Origin of the sequence: Streptomyces sp. NPDC097595 (assembly GCF_044761525.1) — a bacterium.
GTDB classification, from domain to species: Bacteria; Actinomycetota; Actinomycetes; order Streptomycetales; family Streptomycetaceae; genus Streptomyces; species Streptomyces drozdowiczii_A.
On record NZ_JBIWCN010000003.1, the window covers coordinates 129,085 to 151,994 of the forward strand.

General features: G+C 70.5%; 20 protein-coding genes and 3 pseudogenes. 15 read left to right on the forward strand and 8 right to left on the reverse strand.

The genetic code is table 11. The features are described 5' to 3' along the window. Positions 1-35 precede the first annotated feature (35 nt). Positions 36-368: a hypothetical protein gene (locus ACIQZN_RS05500; RefSeq protein ID WP_403988625.1), complete on the reverse strand. Its 333-nt coding sequence runs from the start codon at positions 366-368 to the stop codon at positions 36-38. Between the two features lie 148 nt (positions 369-516). Between ACIQZN_RS05500 and ACIQZN_RS05505 the strand changes: the two genes are divergently transcribed. Together ACIQZN_RS05505 and ACIQZN_RS05510 are read left to right on the forward strand one after the other, a co-directional pair. After that, positions 517-2,028, forward strand: a complete 1,512-nt coding sequence (locus ACIQZN_RS05505; protein ID WP_403988627.1) for an MFS transporter — start codon at positions 517-519, stop codon at positions 2,026-2,028. Beyond that, on the forward strand, positions 2,025-2,579 hold the full coding sequence (locus ACIQZN_RS05510) for a TetR family transcriptional regulator (protein ID WP_403988629.1): 555 nt from the start codon (positions 2,025-2,027) through the stop codon (positions 2,577-2,579). Before ACIQZN_RS05505 ends, ACIQZN_RS05510 begins: the two co-directional genes overlap by 4 nt. Positions 2,580-2,765: 186 nt before the next feature. On the opposite strand, the gene ACIQZN_RS05515 is transcribed toward ACIQZN_RS05510, so the two are convergent. Next, the gene (locus ACIQZN_RS05515) at positions 2,766-4,703 is read right to left on the reverse strand and encodes a serine/threonine-protein kinase (protein ID WP_403988631.1); all 1,938 of its coding nucleotides are present in this window, start codon (positions 4,701-4,703) and stop codon (positions 2,766-2,768) included. A gap of 119 nt (positions 4,704-4,822) precedes the next feature. Between ACIQZN_RS05515 and ACIQZN_RS05520 the strand changes: the two are divergent. Both ACIQZN_RS05520 and ACIQZN_RS05525 read left to right on the forward strand, forming a co-directional pair. Further along, positions 4,823-5,188 (forward strand): annotated as a pseudogene (locus ACIQZN_RS05520) (TetR family transcriptional regulator); the annotation flags it as partial. A 105-nt stretch (positions 5,189-5,293) separates the two neighbouring features. Further along, a complete protein-coding gene (locus ACIQZN_RS05525; protein WP_403988633.1) occupies positions 5,294-5,896 on the forward strand; it encodes a dihydrofolate reductase family protein in 603 nt (200 codons plus the stop codon). A gap of 49 nt (positions 5,897-5,945) precedes the next feature. Here ACIQZN_RS05525 and ACIQZN_RS05530 read toward each other — a convergent pair whose 3' ends face one another. Then, positions 5,946-7,595: a cellulase family glycosylhydrolase gene (locus ACIQZN_RS05530; protein ID WP_403988635.1), complete on the reverse strand. Its 1,650-nt coding sequence runs from the start codon at positions 7,593-7,595 to the stop codon at positions 5,946-5,948. A gap of 219 nt (positions 7,596-7,814) precedes the next feature. Between ACIQZN_RS05530 and ACIQZN_RS05535 the strand changes: the two genes are divergently transcribed. Genes ACIQZN_RS05535 through ACIQZN_RS05545 form a run of 3 tightly spaced genes read left to right on the forward strand, consistent with a single transcriptional unit; the run spans position 7,815 to position 10,403 of the window. Further along, the gene (locus ACIQZN_RS05535) at positions 7,815-8,516 is read left to right on the forward strand and encodes a YciI family protein (RefSeq protein ID WP_403988637.1); all 702 of its coding nucleotides are present in this window, start codon (positions 7,815-7,817) and stop codon (positions 8,514-8,516) included. After that, entirely contained in the window at positions 8,513-9,787 is a 1,275-nt protein-coding gene (locus ACIQZN_RS05540) for an RNA polymerase sigma factor (RefSeq protein ID WP_403988639.1), read from the forward strand. Before ACIQZN_RS05535 ends, ACIQZN_RS05540 begins: the two co-directional genes overlap by 4 nt. Then, complete coding sequence (locus ACIQZN_RS05545) at positions 9,780-10,403, forward strand: sugar O-acetyltransferase (protein WP_403988641.1); 624 nt, start codon at positions 9,780-9,782, stop codon at positions 10,401-10,403. The genes ACIQZN_RS05540 and ACIQZN_RS05545 overlap by 8 nt, the downstream gene beginning before the upstream one ends. A gap of 9 nt (positions 10,404-10,412) precedes the next feature. Here ACIQZN_RS05545 and ACIQZN_RS05550 read toward each other — a convergent pair whose 3' ends face one another. The 3 genes from ACIQZN_RS05550 to ACIQZN_RS05560 all read right to left on the reverse strand — a co-directional run bounded on the left by ACIQZN_RS05550 (position 10,413) and on the right by ACIQZN_RS05560 (position 11,735). Then, positions 10,413-10,769 carry a DoxX family protein gene (locus ACIQZN_RS05550; protein WP_403988643.1) on the reverse strand — a complete coding sequence of 119 codons (357 nt, stop codon included), beginning with the start codon at positions 10,767-10,769 and terminating at the stop codon, positions 10,413-10,415. Positions 10,770-10,940: 171 nt separating this feature from the next. Beyond that, a complete protein-coding gene (locus tag ACIQZN_RS05555) occupies positions 10,941-11,180 on the reverse strand; it encodes a hypothetical protein (RefSeq protein ID WP_328900346.1) in 240 nt (79 codons plus the stop codon). Between the two features lie 228 nt (positions 11,181-11,408). Next, the gene (locus tag ACIQZN_RS05560) at positions 11,409-11,735 is read right to left on the reverse strand and encodes an aminoglycoside phosphotransferase family protein (RefSeq protein WP_403989161.1); all 327 of its coding nucleotides are present in this window, start codon (positions 11,733-11,735) and stop codon (positions 11,409-11,411) included. A 118-nt stretch (positions 11,736-11,853) separates the two neighbouring features. On the opposite strand from ACIQZN_RS05560, the gene ACIQZN_RS05565 reads away from it, so the two are divergent. The 6 genes and pseudogenes from ACIQZN_RS05565 (at position 11,854) to ACIQZN_RS05590 (ending at position 19,298) form a co-directional block, all read left to right on the forward strand. Beyond that, positions 11,854-13,218, forward strand: a complete 1,365-nt coding sequence (locus ACIQZN_RS05565) for a site-specific integrase (RefSeq protein ID WP_403988645.1) — start codon at positions 11,854-11,856, stop codon at positions 13,216-13,218. 56 nt (positions 13,219-13,274) lie between these two features. Beyond that, positions 13,275-15,125, forward strand: a complete 1,851-nt coding sequence (locus ACIQZN_RS05570) for a hypothetical protein (RefSeq protein ID WP_403988647.1) — start codon at positions 13,275-13,277, stop codon at positions 15,123-15,125. Further along, positions 15,122-17,275 carry a hypothetical protein gene (locus tag ACIQZN_RS05575; protein WP_403988649.1) on the forward strand — a complete coding sequence of 718 codons (2,154 nt, stop codon included), beginning with the start codon at positions 15,122-15,124 and terminating at the stop codon, positions 17,273-17,275. Before ACIQZN_RS05570 ends, ACIQZN_RS05575 begins: the two co-directional genes overlap by 4 nt. Then, the gene (locus ACIQZN_RS05580; RefSeq protein WP_403988651.1) at positions 17,272-17,700 is read left to right on the forward strand and encodes a hypothetical protein; all 429 of its coding nucleotides are present in this window, start codon (positions 17,272-17,274) and stop codon (positions 17,698-17,700) included. Before ACIQZN_RS05575 ends, ACIQZN_RS05580 begins: the two co-directional genes overlap by 4 nt. A gap of 201 nt (positions 17,701-17,901) precedes the next feature. Beyond that, positions 17,902-18,618: pseudogene (locus tag ACIQZN_RS05585) on the forward strand (nitronate monooxygenase). An 80-nt stretch (positions 18,619-18,698) separates the two neighbouring features. After that, complete coding sequence (locus ACIQZN_RS05590; protein ID WP_403988653.1) at positions 18,699-19,298, forward strand: YdcF family protein; 600 nt, start codon at positions 18,699-18,701, stop codon at positions 19,296-19,298. Positions 19,299-19,445: 147 nt separating this feature from the next. On the opposite strand, the pseudogene ACIQZN_RS05595 reads toward ACIQZN_RS05590, so the two are convergent. Continuing rightward, positions 19,446-20,090, reverse strand: a pseudogene (locus ACIQZN_RS05595) (aminoglycoside phosphotransferase family protein); the annotation flags it as partial. Positions 20,091-20,384: 294 nt separating this feature from the next. Here ACIQZN_RS05595 and ACIQZN_RS05600 point away from each other — a divergent pair. Beyond that, positions 20,385-20,891: a GNAT family N-acetyltransferase gene (locus ACIQZN_RS05600; RefSeq protein ID WP_403988655.1), complete on the forward strand. Its 507-nt coding sequence runs from the start codon at positions 20,385-20,387 to the stop codon at positions 20,889-20,891. A gap of 166 nt (positions 20,892-21,057) precedes the next feature. Here the strand turns inward: ACIQZN_RS05600 and ACIQZN_RS05605 are convergent, their stop codons facing one another. Then, positions 21,058-22,017 (reverse strand): hypothetical protein, encoded by a 960-nt coding sequence (locus ACIQZN_RS05605; protein WP_403988657.1) that lies wholly within the window; start codon positions 22,015-22,017, stop codon positions 21,058-21,060. Positions 22,018-22,087: 70 nt separating this feature from the next. Here ACIQZN_RS05605 and ACIQZN_RS05610 point away from each other — a divergent pair, with 70 nt between their 5' ends. Then, the gene (locus ACIQZN_RS05610; protein WP_403988659.1) at positions 22,088-22,558 is read left to right on the forward strand and encodes a GNAT family N-acetyltransferase; all 471 of its coding nucleotides are present in this window, start codon (positions 22,088-22,090) and stop codon (positions 22,556-22,558) included. Positions 22,559-22,910 lie beyond the last annotated feature (352 nt).

A 22,910-nucleotide genomic window follows, 5' to 3' on the forward strand; every position in this document is an offset into this window, starting at 1 on the left:
CCCGGCCCCGTCAGCGCGCCCGGAGGGCGGCCCGTTCAGGCTGCGCGGCGGGTGACCGCCCAGGACGCGGCGGCGACCGTGCCCGCCGCGGTGAAGACCGCGGGCCAGGCGCCGACCCTCTTGGCCAGGGGGTGCGAGCCCGCGAACGCGGCCACGTACGCGGTGGTCAGCGCGACGGCCGCGCGCGGGCCCGCCTGCCGGTTCCACTCGTACGCGGCGACGCCGCCCGCCGCCGCGAGCGCGACCCCGCCCAGCGGACGCTTGCGGGTCCACCGCGCGACGGCGTAACCGCCGACCAGTCCGCCCGCCGCCACCGCCGCTGCCGGCACCTTCGCCATCGCGGTCACCTCCGCCTTCGTCCATGTCATGGGGTGTGTGCGCCCGGCGCACTCGTAAGCGCCTCGCACCCGGATCGAGGCTAACGCGCGCTTCCACCCACCCGTCGCCGAGGGGGTGCACAGGCGTTTACCCTGGGGGGTGAACATCCGTGCACCCCCGAGTCGGCAACGGAGAACCATGCCCGCGGACATACCCGCCCCCACCGCCCCGTCCACCCCCGCGGCCCAGGCCCCGCACCCCCGCTTCGCGGTGGGCGTGCTCGCCTTCTGCGGGGTCGTCGTCGCGGTGATGCAGACGATCGTCGTACCGCTGCTCCCGCACATCCCCGAGCTGACCGGCGCCACCCCGGCCGCCGCGAGCTGGCTGGTGACCGTCACGCTGCTGACCGGCGCGGTGTTCACGCCCGTGCTCGGCCGGGTCGGCGACATGTACGGCAAGCGGCGGGTGCTCGTCGCCTCCCTCGCGGTGCTCGTGGTGGGCTCGGTGCTCTGCGGGGCGAGCTCCCACATCGGTGTGCTGATCACCGGCCGCGCGCTCCAGGGCGCCGCGATCGCCGTCGTACCGCTGGGCATCAGCATCCTGCGCGACGAACTGCCGCCCGAGCGCGTGCTGTCCGCCGTCGCGCTGATGAGCTCGACGCTCGGCATCGGCGCCGCCGTGGGCCTGCCGATCGCCGCGCTGGTCGTCGAGAACTTCGACTGGCACACGATGTTCTGGGTCTCCGGCGTCATCGGCCTCATCGACATCGCGCTCGTCCTCGCCTTCGTACCGGAGTCCCCGCTGCGCAGCCGAGGCCGCTTCGACGCGCTCGGCGCCCTGGGCCTGTCCGGTGCGCTCGTCTGCCTGCTGCTCGCGGTCACGCAGGGCGGCGACTGGGGCTGGGCCTCCGGCCGCACGGTCGGCCTGCTCGTGGCGGCCGTCGTGGTGGCGCTGGTCTGGGGGGCGTACGAGCTCCGCGTGGCGTCGCCCATGGTCGACCTGCGGGTCTCCGCCCGCCCGGCCGTCCTGCTCACCAACGTCGCGGCCCTGCTCATCGGCTTCGCCTTCTACGCGAACTCGCTGGTCACCGCGCAGATGGTGCAGGAGCCGAAGGCGACCGGTTACGGGCTCGGCGCGTCGCTCGTCGTCAGCGGTCTGTGCCTGCTGCCGGGCGGGGTCGCCATGGTGGCGCTGTCCCCGGTCTCCGCCCGGATCTCCGCGAAGCACGGCCCGAAGGTCAGCCTGGCGCTGGCGGCGGGGATCATCGCGGCGGGTTACGGGGTGCGGTACTTCACCAGCCACAGCCTGTGGCTCATCATCGCGGGCGCCACGGTCGTCGCCTCCGGCACGGCCATCGCGTACTCGGCGCTGCCGGCCCTCGTGATGCGCGGCGTGCCGGTGAGCGAGACCGGCGCGGCGAACGGGCTGAACACCCTGATGCGGTCGATCGGCCAGGCGTTCTGCAGCGCGACGGTGGCGGCAGTCCTGGCCAACCTGACCTTCCAGGCGGGGGGCCGGACCGCGCCGACCCTGCACGCGTACCAGCTGGTCTTCGTCATCGCGGCGGGGGCGGCGCTCGCCGCCCTGGTCGTCACGCTGCTGCTGCCGGGCGGCAGGCCCGCCCGGGCCGGTACGGTCGAGGAGAGCCGCAAGGTGCCGGGCACCCTGACGGGGGGTGTGCGGCCGGCGGGGATCCAGGAGGGCGCATGACCGGCGGCCGGACCATCACCGCGACGGGCCGCGACGCGATCCTGCGCGCTGCCCGGCGGGCGTTCACGCAGCGGCCGTACGCGGAGGTGACGATCCGGGGGATCGCGGCGGACGCGGGGGTCAGCGCGTCCCTGGTGGTCAAGCACTTCGGCCGCAAGGAGGAGCTGTTCAACACGGTGGCCGACTTCGGGCCGGCCGCGGCCGAGCTGTTCGACGCGCCGCTCGATGGGCTGGGCCGGCACATGGTGGTGACCCTGGTGACCCGCCGCCGGGAGTTCCAGTCGGACCCGCTGCTCCGGGTCGTCTTCTCCCTGGGCAACCAGGACGAACGCTCCCTGCTCCGCGACCGCTTCCACGAACAGGTCACCGACGCGCTGACGGCCCGGCTCCCCGGAGAGGGGCGCGCGTTGCGCGCGGAGCTCCTGGCCGGTCACCTGCTCGGCCTGGGCGCGACGTTGAGCCTCCACCGGGAGGGGGCGGGGGCGTCTGCGACGCCGGAACGCATCGCGGACCTGTACGCGCCGGCGCTTCAGCGGCTGATCACGGGCTGAGGCGTTTGCGGGGGCGCTGCCCCCGGACCCCCGCTCCTCAATCGCCGGAGGGGCTTGATTTTGCCGCCGCCGTCGCACACCCGCGGCGAAAACCAAGCCCCTCCGGCGATTGAGGAGCGGGGTCCGGGGCAGCGCCCCGGTTTCGGGAAGGGGCGGGTAGGGGACAAGGCCCGCCGCATGTGCCTCCTAGCGCAGCGCGTTGCGCCAGACCGTCACGTCGAGCGTGATGTAGTCACTCGGCGAATCCTCAGGCGAGTGCCCCTGATACGTCACGAGCGCCATATGCCCCGTCCCCGTAGTCACGCACACCTGCCGCCCCTTCGACAGCTTGCTCGTCTCGATGCTGCTGGCGAACCGCGTCTCCGCCCGGCACACATCCAGCGACCCGGCCTGCCCCGGGTCGAGCAGGATCAGCTTGCCGCCCTCGCTCTCCGCCTCGATGTACCCGCCGGAGTCGTACGTCAGCTCGTAGCCGTCGTCCTCACCGTCCTGCGGCCGCACCTCGGCGTCGCCGAACGTCAGGTGGTAACCCTGGGTGAGGTTGATCCCGGTGAAGTCCTGCGGCGTCGGGTCCGACGTCGCGGGGGTCTGCCCCTCGGGCTGCTCGACACCGCCCTCGACGTCCCCGGTGGGATCCGCGCCGGGCGTGGAACTCGCCTTGGGCGCGGGCGAGTTCTTGTCCTGGGCGGTGGTGTCGCTCTGCGACCCCTTGTCGTCGTCCTTCTGCGACAGGAAGTACGCCGTCCCGCCGCCCGCCACACCGACCAGCAGCGCGGCCACGACCGCGATGGCCGCGGCCCGTCCCCGCCGCCGCTTGGGGGGCTCGGGTGCCTGCGGCACCGGCTGCGTGACGTGGGACTGCGGCGGCACGCCCCCGCCGGGGTAACCGGCCCCCGGCCCCGGGTACCCGTACGACGGCTGCTGGGCGGCCGGATACCCGTACGCGGGGGTCTGCGCGGAGGGCGCCGTGGGCGCACCGTACGCGCTCGGCCCCACCGGCGCGGGCCCCTGCCCGGGCGCGGGTGTGACCGGCGGCCCGTACCCCGGCGGCGGGGTGCTCGGCGCCGGAGTGGTGGGGGAGTACGCGGCCGGCGTGGCCGGAGCCGGAGGCGCGGCGGCCACCGGCGGAGTCGTCGGCGCGGCGGCCACCGGCGGCGTGGCCGGGGCGGCCGATGGCGGCGGCGGCGTCTGCACGGGCGCCGGCGCGGCGGCCCGTACGGTGATGTCGGCCGCGACCGGCTTCGGCAGCCAGTCCTCCGGACGCCGCAGCACCGTCTCCGCGTTCGCGGTCTGGCAGAGCCGGATCACCTCGGCGACCGACGGCCGGTCCTCCGGGTTCTTCGCGAGGCAGCGCCCTACGAGCTCCATCAGCCGCTCCGGCACACCCGTGAGGTCGGGGTCCTCGTGCACGATCCGGTAGAGCACCCCGTGCGAGGTCCCCTCGCCGAACGCGGGCGTCCCGGTCGACGCGAACACCGCGACCTGCCCGAGCGCGAAGATGTCCGTCGCGGCGGTGACCTTGCGCCCGGCGGCCTGCTCCGGCGCCATGAACGACGGGGTGCCGATCGTGACCCCGCTCCCCGTGAGCGACGTCGCGTCGGCCGCGTACGCGATACCGAAGTCGATGACGCGCGGCCCGTCCGCCGCGAGCAGCACGTTGGACGGCTTGAGGTCGCGGTGGACGATCCCGGCGCCGTGGATGACGTGCAGCGCCTCCGCCATGCCGGCGATCAGCAGCAGCACCGCCTCGACGGGCAGCGCGCCGTGCTCGACGACCGCGTCGGCGAGCGAGGGCCCCGGCACGTACGCGGTGGCGAGCCACGGCTGCGCGCCCAGGGTGTCGGCGTCGATCACGGGCGCGGTGAACAGCCCCTGCACGCGCTGCGCGGACTGCACCTCCTGCGCGAACCGCCGCCGGAACTCCGCGTCCTCGCCGAACTCGGGCCGGATCACCTTGATCGCGACGGGCCGGCCGCCGGGCGTGTACGACAGATACACCTTGCCCATGCCGCCCGCGCCGAGCTTGGCGGCCAGCCGGTATCCGGCGATGGTGGTGGGGTCGTCAGCCACGAGGGGCTGGAAGACCTGCGAGGCGCCGCCTCTGCTTGGCTGCTGACCGCTCATGTACTCGTAACTCCCCCGGAGAGCACTGCTGTAGACACGGCACCCTATCCAAATCCCGGGGCGCTGCGGAGCGGTGGGAGCGCCTTGGTTCAGCCGGACGGCGGGAACGCGAACCGCATGCCCGCCCCGCCGCCGAGCCGCCGTCCGTCGCCCTGCGCCACGCGGTCTGGGTGCCGCTCGCCGCGTGCGCGGACCACGGGGAGCGCGCGCTGCGCGTCGTACGGCTGATCCTGCGCACCCCCGCGCTGCTGGCCCGTTTCCTGGAGCGCCAGGCGCGGTGGCGCGACGACCTCGCGCGGGAGCTGGCCGGGCGGCTGGGGCGGGACGCCGAGGCGGACCTCTATCCCAGGCTGGCGGCGGGCATGGCGCTGGACGCGTTCGACGCCGTGCTGCACCACTGGAGCGCCGACGGCTCGACGGAGACCCCGGCGGAGCTGACGGACCGCGCGTTCGCGGTGATCGCCCCGGCGCTGGACGGGTCCTGAGCGCCGGAAGCCGTCATTCCCATTGCTTGCCACGGGCGCCCGTTCGATCATGAACGGCCGACGGCCCCCACGTACCGGAGGCCGCCCCCGGACGAAAGGCCCCCTGTGCGCAAGCTGGTGTACTTCATCGCCGCCACCCTCGACGGCTTCATCGCCGGCCCGGACGGCTCCGACCCCAGCGGTCCGGACGGCTTCTGGCCCATCCCGGAGGACTACCTCAAGCACCTGATCGCGGAGTACCCGGAGACCCTGCCCGGCCCGGCGCGGGCCGCGCTCGGCGTGACGGCGGAGGGCACGCACTTCGACACGGTCGTGGAGGGCAGGCGCTCGTACGGGATCGGTCTCGACGCCGGAGTCACGGACGCCTACCCGCATCTGCGGCACCTGGTGTTCTCCCGCACCCTGGGCGAGAGCCCGGACCCCGCCGTGGAGGTTGTCGCGACCGATCCCGCCGCGCGCGTACGGGAGTTGAAGCGGGAGGACGGCAAGGACATCTGGCTCGTCGGCGGCGGCGAGCTGGCAGCCTCGCTCTACGCGGAGATCGACACGCTGATCCTGAAGCTCAGCCCGACGACGATCGGCACGGGCATCCCGCTCTTCGGCCGGAACGCGTCGTTCGAACCGGCCGCCTGGACGCTCACGGACCACACGGTCCTGGGAAGCGGAACGGCGTATCTGACGTACCGACGTGCCTCGGCGGACAGCTGAGTCGATGACCCCGGCCGCAGGGACGCGAGCCCCTGCGGCCGGTGCCGTGTCACGCGGCCGTGCAGGCCGCCCCGCTGAGGGTGAAGGCGGCCGGGGCCGCGTTCGTACCGCTCCGGTTGCCCGTGAAGCCCACGGTCACCGAGGAGTTCGGGGCGATCGTGGAGGTGTACGAGGCCGGCGCGACGGTCACCGAACCGCCGGACTGCGTGGGCGTACCGCCCCACATGTTGGTGATCGTCTGCCCGTTGGCGAAGGCGAAACCGAGCCTCCAGCCGTCGATCGCGGCGGTGCCCGTGTTGCGGATGGTGATCTCGCCCTGGAAGCCGCCCTGCCACTCGCCGACCACCTTGTAACCGACCGAGCAGCTGCCCGCCGGGGTGGTCGCGCCCTCGTCCGTGGTCACGCTCACGGCGGCCGACCGCGTCGAACGGTTGCCGGCCGCGTCGCGCGCGTAGACCGCGAAGGAGTACGCGGTGTCGGCGCTGAGGCCCGTCACGGTGACGCTCGTCGTGGCGGACGAGGCGACCTTGGTCTCCGTACCGCCGCTGACGCGGAACACGTCGTAGCCCGCGACGGCAACGTTGTCGGAGGATGCGGCCCAGGTCAGCGTGGCGGAGGTGTCGGAGACGGCGGAGGCGGCCGGGGTGCCCGGTGCCGTCGGGGCCTCGGTGTCCTCCTCGGCCGGCCCGCCGTACACCGTGGCCTCGTGGGAGGTCTCCGCGATCCCGTTCGCGCCGTGGAAGATGCGCTCGCCCCAGGAGCTGAGCTGCGCCGGGTCGAAGCCGATGGTCAGATCGAGGATCGGGTCGGTGTTGCCGCTCCACGACCAGGCGATCCAGCCGAGCCCGAGCTTCTGCGCCTCGGACATCATCGTGTCCTCGTCCGGGTCGCCGTACTGGTCGGCGGGGCCACCGAACTCACCGATGACCAGGGGCAGTCCGGCGTCCACGAAGGCGTTCAGATAGTCGGTGACCTTCTGGGCGGTGTTGTAGACGCTGTACATGTGGATCGAGAAGAGCAGGTTGCCGGTGGTGTCGGCGTCGTAGACCGCCTGGGCGTTGTCCCGCATGACGTTCTGCCAGTCCTGGCCCCAGTTGGGCGCGTCCACCATGATCGTGTGTGCGAAGCCCGCGGCGCGCAGCTTCTTGATCGCGGCGGTGGTGGGGGCGGTCCAGCCGGCCGGATCGGTGTTGCCCCAGGGCTCGTTGCCGATGTCGATGACGACGTAGTCCTCCTGGCCCTGGAGGACGCTCTTGAGGGAGATCCAGTAGTCGGCCGCGTGGTCCAGCGTCCCGGCGGCGGAGTCCTCGCCGTATCCGGTGGTGTCGTGCACCTCCAGGACGCAGATGAGCCGGTTCGCCTTGCAGTCGGCGACGACGGCGGCGACGTCGTCCGGCCCGTTCCTGGTCCAGCGGAAGCCGTCGGACAGCACGACGCGGACGGTGTTCGCGCCGGTGGCCTTGATGTCGGCGAGGGACTGGGTTTCGCCGGGGTACCAGGTGTGCGCGTGGTTGACGCCGCGCATGATGAAGTCGTTCCCGTTGCCCTCGACCAGCCGACCGTCGCTGATGTGCAGCCCGGTTCCGGCGGCGGCCTGCGCCGGTGCGGCGGCTCCGAGGGCGAGCAACCCGAGCAGGGTGGCCAGGACGGTGAGGATGACGGCGGCGGGGCGCTGCGCCGGATGTCTCGCTGTTCTCACTGCGGCTCCAGAGAGGGGGAGGGGCGGGGTGGTTACTGGCGTGGGAGCGCTCCCACACCAGTGGACCCATGAAGCCATTCGGTCAGGGGCACGTCAAGAGATGGGACGGCTCCGGGTGGCGGAGGCCGGCGGCAAACTTTTCTCGTCGGACTGTCGGATTCGGTGGACACCGTTCGTCGTCTTCATGAAACGTTCGGCACGGCAGCAAGGAGAACGCTCATGAAGTACGTGTTGTTCATCGCCACGGACCCCGCCGGGGAGCGCATCGACGAGAACCCGGAGGCGTGGGTCGAGAAGTGGAACGGGCGCGGCGTCCGGCTGGAGGGCATGCCGCTGAAGCCGGTGGAGGAGACGACCACGGTGCGCGTCCGCGCCGGCGAGGTCCTGGTCACCGACGGCCCGTTCGCCGAGACCGCCGAGTGGATCGCCGGATACGACCTCCTGGAGGCGGCCGACCTGGACGAGGCGATGGAGGTCGCCGCCTCGCACCCGATGGCGACCGCGGGCCGCATCGAGATCCGCCCCGTCGAACCGCTCGACCACGGCCCGGACACGGACAACGTCCCGCACGAGGGCGACGCCCCTGCCTCCCGCTTTCTCGCGATCATGCGGACCGACCCGGCCGCGCCGCCGTACACCCCGGACCCGGCGGCGGTGGCCGCGTGGGTACGGGACGGCCTGGCGTCCGGCCGCTACCTGGGCGGCGAGCACCTGAGCCCGGTCGAGGACGCGACGCTCGTACGGCGACGCGGGGGCGAACTCCTGGTCACGGACGGGGGGTACGCGGACGTGGCCGAGTGGGTCACGGGGATCGTCTTCGTCGACGGGGACCGCGAACAGGCGCTGGAGTACGTGGGGCGGTGCCCCATGGCCCGGTCGGGGCTCGTGGAACTGCGCGAGTTCTGGAGGGACTTCGGGTGAGTACGGAGGCGGAGCTCGCCGGGGACACCTCGCCGGCGGCCGTGCGCGCGGCGCTCGCGGCCGCCCACCGCGCCGAATGGGGCGTCGTGTTCGGCACGCTCGTCCGCCTCACCGGTGACTGGGAGCTGGCCGAGGACTGCGCGCAGGACGCGTTCGCCCGCGCCCTGCCGGCCTGGGATCGCGACGGGGTGCCGCGCAGCCCGGGGGCGTGGCTGGTGACCGCCGCCCGGCGCCGCGCCGTGGACGTACTGCGGCGCCGCACGACGGAGCGCGACAAGATCGCGGAGGCGGCGGCGCTGGAGGAGGCGTACGAACCGGCGCCGCCCGGCGACGAGCGGCTGCGGCTGATCTTCACCTGCTGCCACCCCGCGCTCCCGCTCGACGCCCGGGTGGCCCTCACGCTGCGGGCGGTCGGCGGTCTCACCACGCGCGAGATCGCCCGCGCGTTCCTGGCCGGCGAGGACACGGTGTCGCAGCGCGTCCTGCGGGCCAAGCGGAAGATCGCGGCCGCCGGCATTCCGTACCGCGTACCTCCACCAGGTGCACGGGCCGAACGCCTCGGCGGGGTCCTCGCCGTGCTCTACCTGATCTTCACCGAGGGGTACGCGCCCAGCGACGGCAACGCCACCCGCGATCAGCTGGCCGAGGAGGCCATCCGCCTCGCCCGCCTCGTCGTGGCCGAGGCTCCCGACGAGCCGGAGGCCCGCGGCCTGCTGGCGCTGCTCCTGCTCCAGCACTCCCGCCGCGCCGCCCGGCTCGACGCCGACGGCGGCCTGGTCACGCTGGAGCACCAGGACCGCTCGCTGTGGGACCGCGCGCTGATCACCGAGGGCGCCGCGCTGGCCCGCGAGGCGCTCCCGGCGGGCGGCCCCTACGCGCTCCAGGCGGCGATCGCCTCCCAGCACGCCCTGGCACCGGACGCCGCCGCCACCGACTGGGCGGCCGTCGTGGCCCTGTACGACAGCCTCCTCGCCCTGCGCGCCAACCCGGTCGTGGCCCTGAACCGCGCGGTGGCCCTGGGTATGCGGGACGGACCGCGGGCCCAGCTGGAGGCCGTCGACGCGCTGGGTACGCCGAAGGAACTCGCGGGCCACCACGCCTTCCCCGCCGTCCGGGCGGACGCGCTGCGCCGGCTCGGTCGTACGGAGGAGGCGGCGGAGATGTACGAGGCCGCGAGGGCGGCGGCGCCCAATGGGGCGATCGCGGCGGAATACGCGCTCCGGCTCACGGGTCTGGGGCGCCCGACGAGGGGAACATCGCACGATGGCTGAAACCGACCGGAACGAGTACGAGAACGAGCGCGGGGGCGAGTGCGAGATACGGGCGCGGATCGCGAAGGGGCTCGTCTACACGGAGACCGAGGCGGCCTTCCTGGCCCCGGCCCGGCGTGAGGACGAGATCTTCGCGTACAACCACACGCCGCCGGGCGACACGGAGAGACGGCGTTCGCTGCTGACGGAGATCTTCGCCTCGGTGGGCGAACGCACGGTCCTCCAGGCGCCGTTCCACGCCGCGTTCGGCAGCAACGTGCACATCGGCGACGACTTCTTCGGCAACGTGAATCTGACGTTCGTGGACGACGTGGAGATCCGCATCGGCGACGACGTCATGATCGCCCCGAGCGTGACCCTGACGACGACGGGCCACCCGGTACACCCCGCGCGCCGGGCGGATTTCGGCCGCTTCTCGGAGCCGATCGTCATCGAGGACAAGGTGTGGATCGGCAGCAACGTCGTCGTCCTGCCGGGCGTCCGCATCGGCTACGGCTCGGTGATCGGCGCGGGCAGCGTCGTGAGCCGCGACATTCCTCCGATGAGCGTGGCGGTGGGTACGCCGTGCCGGGTGGTCCGCCCGATCACGGACGCGGACCTCACGAGCCGTAGGTAGGAGGCCCGCTCACCAGGCCCCGTGGTACTGCACGCCCAGGATCAGGGCGGCGATCGCCGTCGCCAGGAAGACGATGCCGCCGACGATGTTTCTTGATCCGACGCGCAGATGGGCGATGATCGCGCCGATGAAGTAGAGGATCAGCCCGCACGCGGCGAGCGTGCCGAGCGCGGGCACGGCGAACCCGGCGAGCAGCCCGAGGGTGCCCGCGGTCAGGCACATGCCGAGCCAGGGGACGTACTTGCGGGGGATGCCCTTCATGTCGGCCTGGGACTTGGGGTATTCGTGGCCGATGAGGTAGGTCACGGCGGCGGCACCGTTGAAGAAGATGCCGAGGATGGTGACCGTGAGGTATGCGGTGCGCACGCGTTGTTCTCCGCTTCTGAGGGGGTACCGCCCCGGAAAGGGGCACTGCTCTCCACCCGACGATCGACACGCCTGTTCTGTATGGCCCGGGTGTGGTGAACCGGAGGGCATCGTAGAGACAGCAGTGGGCGGGCCGCCCGGAATTTCGGTCGGCCCGCCCACGGAGGTGCCCTAGCTGAGGATCAGATGCCACGGCGGGTTGTGCGTCGAGGATTGCTTGCACGTCCACGAGGTATACCCGGAGGTTTCCACGATGTTGTGGCCGGACTGGTTGCACTGGCCGACGGTCTTGAACCAGCCGCCGCTCGCCGCGTTGGCTGCTCCCGTGGACGCCACGGTCAGGACCAGAGCCCCTGCTGCCACCGCGCCTGCTGTGGCAATACGGGAAACCATCTTGCGTACTTCGCTCATCACTCGCTCCCTCGTCGGATGCGACACCATGGCCGACGCGCAGTCGGGGTTCAACTGACGCGCCCTGAAACGCAGTGGCCGACGTTAGGCCCGGCGGTGAGGCAGAGCAAGAGCCCGCTCTGGCGAGAAGACGACATGCCGAGAGGTGGACAGGGGCGGGGCTGCCCCTCCGGGCCGCGGCGTGTCGGCCGGGTTGTGGTGCGCGGCCCCGGCGGCCTCGGTGCCACATCAGTGCGGCCGCTCGGTCAGCAACTCCGCCAGCCGGTCCGCGAAGGCGGTGACCCACTCCAGCTCAGGCCCGCCACGAGCGACCCGGAACCCGTGCCGCCGGGCCCAGAAGGCGGCCTGCACAGCGTGCAACTGGGCCCAGCGGCGGACGCGTTCACGCTCCAGCTCGGCGGCGTCCGCGAAGACGTCCACGATGCGGTGGGCGGCGCGGGCCAGGTCCTCGCCCGTCCTCGCGAGTGCGTACGCGCGAGACTTCATCAACGCCCCGGCGTCGTACGCGGGGTCGCCCACGTACCCCTTGTTCTGTATCGAGTAACTGTTGTTGATTAGGCGCGTTGATGACTGTGTGACAGTTGCCGCAAGACATCATCAATGCTGGCAAGTCCACCGATTCGACCTTGGCCGGTCTCTCGGCGCACTTGCTGACGTACTTCCCGAACGTGCCGTGAGCCTGCCGTCATGGGCGGAGAGCCTGGGTATCCGCGACGGGCAGCGGTTTTTGATCGGCCCGGATGGACGGCCGGACTTACGGGTCAACGCATGCCTCGCCTCCGCGAAGTGGCGGAACCTCGACGAAGGCACACAGCGGGACTACACCTACTCGGTGGGGGTGTGGCTGAACTTCCTGGTGAAGCTTGGGATCAGCTGGTGGGAGACCACTGAGGAGGATGCCCAGGAGTTTATGTTCTGGCGAGTGACCGATCCTGAGAACGATCAGTCGATCCAGACGAACTCGTTCTCCCGAGACCTTGCCGCGCTCAAGAAGTTCTACAAGTGGGTGAACGCCCAGTACGGCGTCTTCAACCCGTTCGAGGACTTCGATCCGCCTCGGATCACCCGGAAGGAGAACGTCAAGTGGCTGGACCCGGGCGGCTATGCCCGGTGGCGTGACCTGGGCTTGCGGGGGATGGATCTGTCAGGGCGCCCTGATCGGTGGTGGAAGGGCCGTAACGAACAGCGTGACGTCGCTTTCTGTGACGGGCTGTACGGCAACGGGCTGCGAGTGTCGGAGTGGGCAAGCGTGATGCTGCCCGAGCTGCCTCGCTATGACCGGCGGCGCGGTTACTACACCTGCGAGCTCGCGGACGCATGCGCCAAGGGCGGATACGGGCACAGGTACTGGACACCGCGGTCGGCGATGAAAGGGGTGCTCGCCTATGTCGAGGGTGCTCGGGCCGCGGCGGTGCGGCGGGCCCACGACGCTGGCAGGTACGAGCGCATCGCCGACCGTCGCCTGGTGCTGTCAACGGACGGCACCGAGTCGGTGACGTTGGAAGACGGCCGCGGCGGCAGGGAGACCAAGCCCTGGAACGACATCGGTCCACGGACCCGCCTGCGCTTGTTCCGCCGCACGGACTACGCTCTGGAGCCGATGGCGCTCTGGCTGAACGAGGACGGACTACCTCGGCAAGGGCGCGGGTGGGAGCACACCTTCGACGCCGCGAACCAGCGGATCAAGGACTTGGGGCTGGAGTCCTTCCGCTGCACCGCCCATATGTTGCGGCACTCGCTCGCACTCAAGTGGTACGCGATCGGCAAGCTGGTGCACGCGGCCCGTCTCGGGCACCTCGGCGACGACGAACGGGCAGACTTCCGCGCCCAGTTCGGAGACGCCTGGCACTTGGTTCAGACGATGCTCGGGCACCGGACGGTCGAGACGACCAAGGAGATCTACCTGGAGCCGTTCCGCAGCCTGGACGTCGAGCTGCTGCTGGCGCACGCGGACGGCTTCCCGGTCGAGGCGTTCATGGCGAGTGTGTTCACCGGCCACCCTCGCGTCCGCACCGATCCGCTGGCGGTGGCCGGATGAGCGGCCGCGGGCGTCGCGCCACACTCCCGACGGGCCGCCCGAGGACACGGCGGGGCTTGTTCACCAGCAGCGACGGTCGGCTCATGGTGCGGTGCTTCAGCCAGAACGGCGACGAGTTCGCTGACTACGACCTGTCCGTCCTGACAATGGCGCCGGGGTTGAAGGACGCCCTCACAGCCGCTTTCGTCAAGCGCACTGCCCCCGGGGCTGGTCTGACCTCGCTGCACTCCACGGAGAAGAACTACTGGTCCCTGGTGCAGTTCGACCGCTACCTGCGGACTCTGCCCTGGCCGCCACGTGAGGTCTCGCACCTGACGCCCGGGCACATCGACGGGTTCTACGAGACCCGCAAGCATCTCCCTCGCGCGGTGAGAGGCGAGATCTCCGACCTGAAGCAACTGTTGATCCGCACGGACGGCATCAGCAGCCCTCTGGCCGGGCGGCTGGCCGCGCCGCTGCCGCCAAAGCCGCCGGCCGAGCCGAAGGAGGGTTACAGCCGCGCCGAGTTCAAACGGATCGCGGACGCCGCCCGCGGCGACTTGAGGGCCGCAGCACAGCGCATCAGGGCCAATCGTGATCTTTTGCATCGGTTTCGTCAGGGCGAGGTCGAGATCGGCAACGACCGAATTCTGGCCGAGCGACTCGAATTGCTGGACTGCGTGGACCGGTTCGGCGACGTTCCTCGCAAGCGAAGGGAATCGGGCCGCGACGCGGGTACAGACGTGCCGCTGCGCTGGATCTCCCGTAACGGCCATGGCAGTGCCCCGGAAGTCGTCTCATGGCTCCATCTGACCGCCCAGGAACTCGTCGCCGGAGCAATCCTGCTGGGGGTCCTGACGGGCGAGAACCCTGACGTCATCTTCAAGGCGCCGGCGGCCCACCATCGAGCTGACGGCTACACAGGAAGGACAGGCACAACGATCGTGGACCTGGTCAAACCCCGCCGAGGCCCTCGGGCCTACATGAACCTCGCCCTGTCGCAGGTCCCGGACTGGATCAGCATCCCGGACCAGCCGGAGGAAATGACAACCCGGGACGAACTGCACACCCCCTTCGGCCTTTACACGCTGCTGCATGAACTGACCGTCCGGTCACGGGCATTGGCCGGTGGAAACCTGCTGCTGGTCGGCTACTGCGCTTCGGGGGGCCGGGAGCAAGGCCGCGGACTGCGACCTATCAACCGGACCAGCGGCTTGATCGGTGACCGGGCCTCGGCGTGGGGACTGATGAAGGACGAGCCGGACGACGACGGCAAGCCAGTTCCGCTGACGTTGACCCTCAGCCTGCTGCGACTGACCTACATCGAACTGCACCAGAGGCCGGTGGCGCACACGGAGAAGACGGCGGCGACGCAGTACCTGCTCCGCAACCGAGGCAACGTCACTGAATACCGCAAAGTCGTCGCGGCGGCACTCACCGAGGAAGCCGCCAAGGCCCGCGCTCGCGGATCGGTCTCGGTGATGTCCGCTGACGATGTCGAACGGACACGCACCGACCCGGAAGCGGTCGCCTTCGAACATGGTCTCGATCCGATGATCTTGAAGAAGATGGTCGCGGGAGAACTCGACACGGTCATGACCGCGTGTACCGACAACAAGAACAGCCCGCATGCGCCGTCGGGGACGCCCTGCCCAGCTTCGTTCATGCTCTGTCTCGACTGCGAATGCGCCCGGGCACTTCCCAGACATCTACCCATCCAGGTCCTGGTCCACGACCGGCTCTCCGAGCGCCGGGAGCAGATGGACGCACTGCAGTGGGCCCGGCGATTCGCAGGACCGCTCGCCCGTCTGGCCGACCTGCTGGCCGAAGCCGACGAAGCCGCCGTCGCGGATGCTCGCCGTGACGCCACCGACGCCGATCGGGCCCTCGTCGAACGATTCCTGAACCGGGAGCTTGATCTGCGATGACCGCTCTCGCACCGATCCTGGACTGGGGAGATCTCCCAGACGGCACTATGGCACCGACACTGGACACGCTCGTGCTGCTGAACAGAGATCTACGGCCAGGCACGGACCTGTCCAAGCTCTCCCGGTTCGGCGACGACTGCTGGGATCTCAACCCGGCAGTCTTTGAGGACCACATGTCGTCCATGGTCGTGAACTTCACGCTGCTGTCCATCGAGATGCGGCTCGCGGCGAAGTTCTATGTCTGGCAACTCCTGAACCACGCGGAAGCCAGAGCGTTCCGGCGGGCCGGTACCGGCCGCATCGCGGTCAGGACGGTCGCGAACGCGTTCCTCAACGGGATGAAGTTCGTACTGGAATGGTTTGCGGAGCAAGGCGTCACCGAGCTCAGCCAGGTCACGAACGCCCTGCTGGACGACTACCTCGTGGCCCTGCTGGATCACGAAGTTCCTCTGGAACGCTGCTACCGGCGGCTCACCGAGATCCGCAGGCTCTGGGCCCACCGGCACATCCTGCCGTCCACAATGCGGCTCCCGGACTCTCCTCCCTGGGGTGGTGCAGACACCAGGGATCTGCTCGACCGTCCCTGCACGCCGCGGGCCAACCGCACCCGGCGGATCGGGGAGCCCACGATGCAGATGCTGCTGATCTGGGCCATCCGGTTCGTCGAGGACTTCGCTGAGGACATCCTCATCGCCCACAGCGAGTATCTCGATGTGCACGGACGCCTTCCTGACCGAAAGAACGCGGGCGGGGGGCCACAGGCTCACCGGCACCGGACAGGCGAGCTGGGACCACGAGTCGTCGCTTATTTGAAGGAGCTGGAACGGCGAGGCGAAGGACTTCCCGGGCGACGCCGCGACGACGGACAGCTGGAGATCGCCTGGACGCACCTGTCTGCCATCCTCAGCTGCTCGTCCGCCTTCAGGAAGACCGCGACCGGCCGCCTGGTGCTGGAGTCGGGCCTGCCGATCAGCGAGCACATCTATCTCGACGCCTCTGTCGTGGGTCTTTTGGAGGGACGCCCCTGGCGCGAGAACCGGTTCACCTACGCAGAGGCTCCGCAGTTCGCCCGGCTTCTGAGCACCGCCTGCTGCATCGTCGTCGCCTACCTGTCCGGCGCGAGAGCGGGGGAGGTTCTCAATCTGCGACGTGGGTGCGTCGAACGCGATCAAGCCACCGGCCTCTGGTTGATGACCGGCCTCTATTTCAAGGGCGCCGTGGACCAGGACGGCAACAAGCTCCCCGAAGGGCAGATGCGGCCCGACCCCTGGGTCATCATCGAACCGGTCGCCCACGCGATTGCCGTCCTTGAACGCCTTCACCCCCACCAACTGCTGTTCCCCGCCAAGATCGAACCCTTTCGTCGGCGATCAAGGCGCAGTAGACGGCTGGGGGAGGCCCGCAACGACCAGCGGATTGCCGCGGACCTGGCCGCGTTCACCGCCTGGGTCAACGCCGAATGCATCCGGCGCGGACGCACCGACCAGATCCCTGACGACGAACGAGGACGGCTCACGGTCGGCCGTTTCCGCCGCACCCTCGCCTGGTTCATCCGGCGCCGTCCCCGCGGGCTGATCGCCGCCTCCATCCAGTACGGCCATGCCCACACTCAAATGCTCCAGGGGTACGCCGGTGACTACGACTCCGGTTTTCCCGACGAATACGCCTTCGAGGAGTGGCTCTACCGCCTTGAGTGCCTGGCCGAGGACGAGCAGCAACTCGTCGAAGGAGAACACGTCAGCGGCCCCGCCGCCGACACCTACCGCCATCGCGTCACCGAGGCCAGTCGCCAGTTCGCCGGTCGTGTCCTCACAAGCGAGCGCCAAGCCCGCGACCTGGTCGGCAACCCCCTGCTGCAGATTCACCACGGCCGTGGCATGACCTGCGTCCTGAACCCGACCACGGCCGCCTGTCAACTGAGAGGCACCATCGACGACCCTCTGGTCACCCCGGACACCGACGACTGCCGACCCAGGTGCCCCAACCTCGCGCGCACCGACCGCGACATCGAATACGTCAAGCACCAGGTGGCCGAACTGGAAGAGATCGTCTCCGACCCTCTCGCCCCGCCCATCCGCCATGAACGCGAACGGCACGAACTGGCCCGGCTGCAGGCGATCCTCGACGTACACGGAAGGGACACCCGATGACGGTCTTCCCCCTCGACCACGAGACGGACGCGACCCGGAGAGCCATTCTCGCCGCGATGAACCGTCTGTTCGCCGGTACACCCCACCGGTCCACCGGCCGCCTCAACGTCTCCCAACTCGCCGTCGAAGCCAACGTCAAACGCTGGAACCTCACCCATCAGCACACCGACCTCAAAGACCTCTTCCAAGAGCACGTGGCCAAGGACGAGGCGAACAGAGCGACACAGGCCCGATCGGCGGACGCCTACGAGGAGCTGAAGGCGAAGTACGCCGACCTGCAGGCCCACTGCCGGTTCCTGGAGAAGCGGCTCAAGACCTATGCGGCAGCACTCAACCTGCTCTCCCTGGAACACGCCGCAGTCACCGGACGGGACGCAGTGGCCGCCAAGGTCCGCACTCTGCCCCGCCGTCGGCGGGACACGTAATGATGCCTTCGGAGGGTAGGGAGAATCGAGCGCTGGTGGCCAGGCCGGATTCTCGTGCGCGGGGCCACTCAGCGGGGGCAGCCGACCGCGGATTTCACAACGCGCAATCGTCAACGGGCTGGTGAGTCGGCGTGGTGCCTCGCGGCGGTGTCCAGCCTTGGCCCATGGCTTGTCCGTTGGGAGTGGAACGATGACGGGGCCATGGCGTTGTCGACGGAGTTGACAGAGTTGTTGGGCGTGCGGGACCCGACCGTGCTGGCCCCGATGGGTGGTTCGGCCGGAGGCGCGCTGGCCGCGGCCGTCTCCCGGGCCGGCGGTCTCGGCCTGTTGGGCGGTGGGTACGGGGACCGGGCGTGGCTGGAGCGCGAGCTGCCGATCGTCGCGGAGAGCACGGGCCATCCGTGGGGTGTCGGTTTCCTGACCTGGACGGTTCATGCCGACGTGATTGAGTAGGCGTTGGAGTTCGATCCTGCAGCGGTGATGCTGTCCTTCGGCGAACCGGGCCCGTTCGTTGACCAGATCCGCAGGTCGGACGCAGTTCTGATCGTTCAGGTCACCGATATGGACGAGGCCAAGCGGGCCGTGGAGGTAGGCGCTGACATCATCGTGGCGCAGGGGACCGAGAGCGGTGGGCACGGTGCACGGCACGGGCGGTCCACGTTGCCGTTTGCGCCGCTCGTTGTGGATCTCGCGGCGCCGGTACAGGTGCTGGCGGCCGGTGGGATCGGCGATGGGCGTGGCGTGGCCGCAGCTCTGGCCTTTCCACCTCTGCCGGTCTGGGCGGGCGAAGCCGTCGACCGCATCACCGGTCTGCCTTCCGCAGCCGACCTCGTCACCACCCTGGCCGCCCAGGCCGAAGACACACTGACCTGGGCCGGAAGGCGTCGGCCGAACCATCGGCCACCAGCCCACGACTAGGAGCTCCTGGCAGATTGCGGCGTTTGTGGCGCGGCTGGTTCCCTTCGAGACCGCCACCGAGCAGCCCTTAGTATCGCCGCATGCGACGAGGGGCAGGACTGGTGATAGCTGGGGTTGCAGCTCTGGCCTGGAGCGAGTGGTTGAACTGGCGCTGGTCTCGATTTCTCGTTGGGAACAACGGAGGCGCATCCGAGGCCGTGGTGGTGTTGGGGTACCGGAATCCCCAAACGACTGCGAACTTGATCAACCGATGGCGAGTCCGGGCCGGACTTCGCTCCATCGCTGAAGGCGGTGCGTATGAGACCTGCGTGATCTTCAGCGGCGGTGCGACCCGCATCAGCGGCACGGAGGCACAGTTGATGGCTGACTACGCGAAGTCGGTGCTTGCGTTCGACGGCACGGTGCTCCTCGAAGACCAGAGTGCGACGACGTGGGAGAACATCACGAACATCATTCCATTGGTGGAAGGCGTGGACCGTATCAAGATCGCCTCCCAACCCGCTCACGCACTCAAGGCTCGTGCCTACTTGCGGCGGCAGCGCCCCGATCTTGCAGAAAGGCTGGTGCGCGCGGATGACTACCGCCTTGGCGAGTGGATGGTCGTCAAACCGCTGCTGGCCGTGTACGGGCTGTGGACACTGCGCGGTCTCAAGGCCGACGAACGGAAGGTCTTGCTGTAGACAGCCACTGCCGGGTGGCGTCACGCATGATGGTTCTTGAGGGGCAGGGCAACAGCTCTGTTGCTCGTCGGGCCCTTGGTCTGGGGTTCTGAACTGGCAAGATGCCCTCAGTCATGGAGGGTAGCGCCACAACACACTGGCGTGCTTACCCTTGGGGTCGACGGCGAGCCAGGGCTCGCGCTCGGCCCGCAGGATGTTCCGCCCGTGCAGATCGCCATGGACGAGCGTGTCGGGCTGCGCTCGCCCCAACTCCCTTACGGTGGCGAGGGCTGCATCGAGCACGGGGCGCGGCAGGGGGTGCGCGAACTCGACGTCGTCGGTGCGCAGCCCGTCCTCCCACTCCCCGGCCCGCTCACTGAGCCGGGGCAGCCCGGGCGGCGCGGGCACGGCGAGCCGCCGCCCGAGCCGCGCGGCGACGACGACCACGTCGTCCCCGTCGACGGCCGCGGCGAGGGTCACCGTCGAGGCCCGCTCCAGCAGCATCGCGTACCGGGAGTCGTCCCGCTCGTAGAGGCTTACGGCCCCACGCCCACCCCAGGCGGCGAAGGCGTCGGGCTCGTGGTCGTTCCCGGGGTGCGGGAAGGAGACCTTGAGCACGGCGGGGGGTGTGCCGTCGCGCCGGACGGGGAGGATGATGCCGACGCCGCCGTGGGTGAGGGGGCCGTCGGGGACGCAGCCCCAGGCGTCGAGCAAGTCGGCGACGAGGCCGGGGAGTTCGCCGAGCCACCGCGCCCCGGTGCTGCCTTCGCGCTCGACGGTGGTCCGCGCGAACTCCTCCGGGATGACGATCATCCGGGCACCTTACATGGGCGGGACGGGGCTTGGGGGAGGGTGAACGAGGGGCGTGGCTCGGGTTGTTGGCCTAGGGTGGCGATGCATGCCTGCTGTGTAAGCGGTGGGGCGGTTATGCCGGTGCTCCCCGCACGTGCGGGGATGCCCTCTCATCGTGGGCCCGATCGCGAACCCCGAGTCCCGTTCCCCGCGATCGCGGGGATGCCCCGCCGCTCACCGGTCTGCTGGGCCGCGAGGCCTACCGCTCCCCGCACCTCGCGGGGACGGCGGGCAGCGCCCCGTACCCTGACCGACATGTCGGCCCACCCCCTCACCCTCCACCCCCTCCGCTTCACCCCCGAGGAGATCCGCGACGTCGTCGCCCTCTACGCCGGCAACCCGGCCTACTGGCGTGCGGCAGGCGAGTACGACCCCGACGACATCCAGGCGGCGCAGGTCGAGGCCGATCTGCGGGATGAGGTCGCCACGGAGGGCGGCGAGGTGTTGCTCGCGCGCAGTGGGGAAGGGCGGCTCGTCGGGGTCGTCTGTCTGCTGCGTCGGCATCCGAAGGACGGTCTGCCCTGGATCGGGCTGCTCATGGTGGACAGCCGCTCCCGCCGTACGGGGATCGGGCGGCGGCTCGTCGGGCTGGTCGAGGAGCGGTTTCGGGCCGAGGGGCGGAGTGGCCTCCGGCTTGCCGTACTTGAGAACAACCCGGATGCGTTGGCCTTCTGGAAGTCCCTCGGGTGGCGCGAGATCGACCGGCGTCAGGACCTGGCCCACGGCAGGCCGTGCATCGTCATGCACAAGAACCTGGCCTGAACGGGACGCGCCCGCCGCCACGCGCCAGTGGGTGGCGTGGTCCCGTACCAGCGGCCGGTACGACCGGGCCGGAGAGCCCGAGCCGTCGGCCTGCTCGGCGTCACGGACGGAAACGCCCCGGCGCCCCCGGTGAGGGGCGATCAGCCGGGCACCGTGCGCGGGCGGACTACGGCTCGACCTGCACATACCGCCCCCAGACCTGCGCCTTGCGGAACGGCCCGTCCCCGTCGCCGGTGTACTGCGGGGAGTCGAAGGCGACCCAGTACACCAACTCGCCCTCGCGTGCCTGGGGATGGCAGTTGGGCTCCGGCGCGGCCATGGCGTCGATGGCCCCGGAGAACTCGGCGGCCTGCCACGGCCCGTCCCAGTCCGCGTCGCGCACGACGACGACCCGGCTGCCGGGTGCCAATGCCCCGGCCGGCCACGTCTGGCCGAGGGGCCGGCCGAGGACGTGTTCCGCCGCCCGGCGGTCGCCGTCCAGCAGCGGGAAGTGCGTGTGCCAGGCGGGATCGACGGACGGCATCGGCCCGGACCATGCCTCGTGACGGCGCCGCCCCTCGTGGTTCGCGTTGCGGGGGAGGTAGCCCCGGAAGAGATCGGCCCCGCGCAGTCCGTCGTGGACCTGCCCGGCGCACTCGGTGACGGGCGCGACGGAGGCGGGATCGGCAGCCCGGAAAACCCCGCCGTCCAGCCGGAACGCCTTGCCCTCGTCAGGGTCGACACCACAGGCCGCGACGAGCCTGCCTTCCCGGAAGGCGGCCGCGTACTCGTACAGAAGCTGCCCCCCGAAGGTGCTGTCGCTGATGACGACGACGGGCGCGGCGAGGCTGAGGAACGACCCCAGCGCGAGGTCGGTGTAGTCGAAGGCGTCCAGCGGATCGGGCTTCGCGGGCACGCCCGCCGCGTCGCGCCAGGCGTCCAGCGCGGGTGGCGCGAGCCGCTGCCCCTCGTAGGCGAGGCCGCTGACGGCGTGCTCCAGCTCCCAGGGGGCGGGAAGCACCCACCCTTCGGGCAGGGCGGGGTCGCCGGTGCGCGGGGCGTAGGCGGAACCGCCGGGGATGACGAGGTCGTAGAGCGGCAACACGCTTGCGTCGAGCGCCAGGACGCAGTTGAGGTGGAAGCCCATGGGGGGCATCGTCACATGCGGTGCGCGCGGGAGGCGCACGTACGAGAACCGCCGCTGATGGAGACGCCCGATGCCGATGACGATCCGCCCCGCCCGACGCGACGACAGCCCGTCCCTCGCGGCCCTGATCGAGGAGATCGAACGCTTCTACGGAGCCACGGAGATCCAGCCGCTCACGGAACGCCACACCCAGATCGAGGAGTCCTTGTTCGGCCCGGTCCCCCTCGCTCAGGTACTGGTCGCGGACCCGGGCGACGGGACCCTGGCCGGGATGGCCGCGTACTCGTTCCTCTGGCCGGCGAGGGGGACGACGCATGCGCTGTTCCTGAAGGAGCTGTACGTCAGTGAACCGTGGCGGGGAGGGGGCGTGGGCGCCCACCTGATGGCGGAACTCCGAGCGGTGGCGTCCGCCCGTCCCGGGTGCAGCCGGATGGAGTGGATGGGCGACACGGACAACGTGCAGGCTCTGGGGTTCTACGGGGCGCTGGGCTTTGAGGTGGTGGAGGGGAAGGTGGTGTACCGGGTGGGGGTGGAGGGGTGAGGTGGGTGGTTGCGGTGAACGGGGTTCGAGAGAGCGGGTGTTGTCCTACGCTTGAGTCGTATGTCGGCTGTGTTGACCTTGGGGCGGTTATGCCGGAGTGGGTGAAAGTGGTCAGAAACCACGCGCACGCGAGATAAAGCCGCAGGTCAGGAAGAGTGCTCCCCGCGCGTGCGGGGACGGCGGCCCCACCGGCGACCATGGCCGTTGGCGCCCAAGTCCGCTGTTCGCGGAAGGGGGGGGCCCCCCCCCCCCCCCGGGGGGGGGGCCCCCCCCCGGCGGGCGGCCGGGCGGCCGCGGACGCGGGGCCCCCGCCAGGAGAACGCACAAGGACCCAAAACACAAACAACGCAGG

What these genes read in the sequence shown, in the direction of transcription:
- ACIQZN_RS05500 (WP_403988625.1), bottom strand. Translation starts at nt 368, where the DNA reads ATGACATGGACGAAGGCGGAGGTGACCGCGATGGCGAAGGTGCCGGCA.
- ACIQZN_RS05505 (WP_403988627.1), top strand. Translation starts at nt 517, where the DNA reads ATGCCCGCGGACATACCCGCCCCCACCGCCCCGTCCACCCCCGCGGCC.
- ACIQZN_RS05510 (WP_403988629.1), top strand. Translation starts at nt 2,025, where the DNA reads ATGACCGGCGGCCGGACCATCACCGCGACGGGCCGCGACGCGATCCTG.
- ACIQZN_RS05515 (WP_403988631.1), bottom strand. Translation starts at nt 4,703, where the DNA reads ATGAGCGGTCAGCAGCCAAGCAGAGGCGGCGCCTCGCAGGTCTTCCAG.
- ACIQZN_RS05535 (WP_403988637.1), top strand. Translation starts at nt 7,815, where the DNA reads ATGAAGTACGTGTTGTTCATCGCCACGGACCCCGCCGGGGAGCGCATC.
- ACIQZN_RS05545 (WP_403988641.1), top strand. Translation starts at nt 9,780, where the DNA reads ATGGCTGAAACCGACCGGAACGAGTACGAGAACGAGCGCGGGGGCGAG.
- ACIQZN_RS05555 (WP_328900346.1), bottom strand. Translation starts at nt 11,180, where the DNA reads ATGAGCGAAGTACGCAAGATGGTTTCCCGTATTGCCACAGCAGGCGCG.
- ACIQZN_RS05575 (WP_403988649.1), top strand. Translation starts at nt 15,122, where the DNA reads ATGACCGCTCTCGCACCGATCCTGGACTGGGGAGATCTCCCAGACGGC.
- ACIQZN_RS05580 (WP_403988651.1), top strand. Translation starts at nt 17,272, where the DNA reads ATGACGGTCTTCCCCCTCGACCACGAGACGGACGCGACCCGGAGAGCC.
- ACIQZN_RS05590 (WP_403988653.1), top strand. Translation starts at nt 18,699, where the DNA reads ATGCGACGAGGGGCAGGACTGGTGATAGCTGGGGTTGCAGCTCTGGCC.
- ACIQZN_RS05600 (WP_403988655.1), top strand. Translation starts at nt 20,385, where the DNA reads ATGTCGGCCCACCCCCTCACCCTCCACCCCCTCCGCTTCACCCCCGAG.
- ACIQZN_RS05605 (WP_403988657.1), bottom strand. Translation starts at nt 22,017, where the DNA reads ATGGGCTTCCACCTCAACTGCGTCCTGGCGCTCGACGCAAGCGTGTTG.
- ACIQZN_RS05610 (WP_403988659.1), top strand. Translation starts at nt 22,088, where the DNA reads ATGCCGATGACGATCCGCCCCGCCCGACGCGACGACAGCCCGTCCCTC.